1 rRNA gene is annotated in these 3113 nt (G+C 48.7%); it reads right to left on the minus strand.

What is annotated here, in order from left to right:
• Window positions 1-132: 132 nt before the first annotated feature.
• A 23S ribosomal RNA gene (locus I6E72_RS19550) occupies window positions 133-3023 on the minus strand.
• Window positions 3024-3113 lie beyond the last annotated feature (90 nt).

Below are 3113 nucleotides of genomic sequence, written 5' to 3' on the forward strand. Positions count from 1 at the left end.
CGTATCGCTACGCACTAACTGAATTTGGAAAATATCTGATAATATTTTTTAAGTCTTTCTAAGTAATATCTACTTTAGTTATATTAACTTCTTCGCTTGTTTCACTATCACATAAAACGCGTTTGGCGTTGTATGGTTAAGCCTCACGGGTAATTAGTACAAGTTAGCTTAATGGCTCACACCACTTCCACATCTTGCCTATCAACGTTGTAGTCTTCAACGGCCCTTCAGAGACTTTAAAAGTCTAGTGAGAACTCATCTCGAGGCCTGCTTCGCGCTTAGATGCTTTCAGCGCTTATCAGTTCCGAACGTAGCTACCGGGCAATGCCATTGGCATGACAACCCGAACACCAGCGGTTCGTTCACTCCGGTCCTCTCGTACTAGGAGCAACCCCTCTCAATTCTCAAACGCCCACGGCAGATAGGGACCGAACTGTCTCACGACGTTCTAAACCCAGCTCGCGTACCACTTTAAATGGCGAACAGCCATACCCTTGGGACCGACTTCAGCCCCAGGATGTGATGAGCCGACATCGAGGTGCCAAACACCGCCGTCGATATGAACTCTTGGGCGGTATCAGCCTGTTATCCCCGGAGTACCTTTTATCCGTTGAGCGATGGCCCTTCCATTCAGAACCACCGGATCACTATGACCTACTTTCGTACCTGCTCGACGTGTCTGTCTCGCAGTTAAGCTGGCTTCTACCATTACACTAACCGTACGATGTCCGACCGTACTTAGCCAACCTTCGTGCTCCTCCGTTACTCTTTAGGAGGAGACCGCCCCAGTCAAACTACCCACCAGGCACTGTCCGTAACCCCGATTCAGGGGCCAACGTTAGAACATCAAAACTACAAGGGTGGTATTTCAAGGTTGACTCCACAACAACTAGCGTCGCTGCTTCAAAGTCTCCCACCTATCCTACACATGTAGGTTCAATGTTCAGTGCCAAGCTGTAGTAAAGGTTCACGGGGTCTTTCCGTCTAGCCGCGGGTACACAGCATCTTCACTGCGATTTCAATTTCACTGAGTCTCGGGTGGAGACAGCGTGGCCATGGTTACACCATTCGTGCAGGTCGGAACTTACCCGACAAGGAATTTCGCTACCTTAGGACCGTTATAGTTACGGCCGCCGTTTACCGGGGCTTCGATCAAGAGCTTCTCCCTAAGGATAACCCCATCAATTAACCTTCCGGCACCGGGCAGGTGTCACACCGTATACGTCATCTTGCGATTTTGCACAGTGCTGTGTTTTTAATAAACAGTCCCAGCCACCTGGTCACTGCGGCTCCCGTCCGCTTAGAGAGCAAGTCTCATCACAGATAGGAGCGTACCTTCTCCCGAAGTTACGGTACGATTTTGCCTAGTTCCTTCACCCGAGTTCTCTCAAGCGCCTTAGTATTCTCTACCTGACCACCTGTGTCGGTTTGGGGTACGATTCCATATAATCTGAAGCTTAGAGGCTTTTCCTGGAAGTATGGCATCAGCAACTTCATCACCGTAGTGACTCGTCTCGTGTCTCAGGTTTAATGTTTGTCCGGATTTACCTAAACAAACGCCCTACTCACTTTCACATAGACTACCAACGCTATGCTTGCTTAGCCTGCTCCGTCCCCCCATCGCAATTATATCGAGTACAGAAATATTAATCTGTTTCCCATCGACTACGCCTTTCGGCCTCGCCTTAGGGGTCGACTTACCCTACCCTGATTAACATGGGATAGGAACCCTTGGTCTTCCGGCGTGGGAGTTTTTCACTCCCATTATCGTTACTCATGTCAGCATTCGCACTTCTGATACCTCCAGCATACCTCCCGGTACACCTTCAACGGCTTACAGAACGCTCCCCTACCACTCAGAATAAATTCTGAATCCGCAGCTTCGGTGCATAGTTTAGCCCCGTTACATCTTCCGCGCAGACCGACTCGACCAGTGAGCTATTACGCTTTCTTTAAAGGATGGCTGCTTCTAAGCCAACCTCCTGGCTGTCTGGGCCTTTCCACATCGTTTCCCACTTAACTATGACTTTGGGACCTTAGCTGGCGGTCTGGGTTGTTTCCCTCTTCACGACGGACGTTAGCACCCGCCGTGTGTCTCCCGGATATTACTTTACGGTATTCGGAGTTTGCAAAGGGTTGGTAAGTCGGGATGACCCCCTAGCCTTAACAGTGCTCTACCCCCGTAAGTATTCGTCCGAGGCTCTACCTAAATAGATTTCGGGGAGAACCAGCTATCTCCCGGTTTGATTAGCCTTTCACTCCTAGCCACAGGTCATCCCCTAACTTTTCAACGTTAGTGGGTTCGGTCCTCCAGTTGATGTTACTCAACCTTCAACCTGCCCATGGCTAGATCACCGGGTTTCGGGTCTATACCTTGCAACTATTCGCCCAGTTAAGACTCGGTTTCCCTACGGCTACCCTATTCGGTTAACCTCGCTACAAAATATAAGTCGCTGACCCATTATACAAAAGGTACGCAGTCACCCAACAAGTGGGCTCCTACTGCTTGTACGTACACGGTTTCAGGTTCTATTTCACTCCCCTCACAGGGGTTCTTTTCGCCTTTCCCTCACGGTACTGGTTCACTATCGGTCAGTTGGGAGTATTTAGCCTTAGATGATGGTCCACCTATATTCAGTCAAAGTTTCACGTGCTCCGACCTACTCGATTTCACTTAAAATGTCTTTTCATGTACGGGACTATCACCCTGTATCGTGGCGCTTTCCAGCAGCCTTCCATTAACACATAATAAGCTTAAGGGCTGTTCCGATTTCGCTCGCCGCTACTTTCGGAATCTCGGTTGATTTCTTTTCCTACGGGTACTTAGATGTTTCAGTTCTCCGCGTTCGCCTCGTTAACCTATGTATTCAGTTAACGATACCTGCAAGCAGGTGGGTTTCCCCATTCGGAAATCTTAGTCTCAAGCGCTTTTTACTAGCTTGACTAAGCTTATCGCAAGTTAATACGTCCTTCATCGCCTCCAACTGCCAAGGCATCCACCGTGTACGCTTAGTCACTTAACCATACAACCCAAACGGGTCTTTGTTTTGTGACAGTTTAACTTCGCCAGAAGTCAATATTGAATACTAAAGTAGATACCAATCAATCAACTC

The organism is Pseudoalteromonas sp. NSLLW24, from assembly GCF_015864725.1.
Taxonomy (GTDB): domain Bacteria; phylum Pseudomonadota; class Gammaproteobacteria; order Enterobacterales; family Alteromonadaceae; genus Pseudoalteromonas; species Pseudoalteromonas arctica.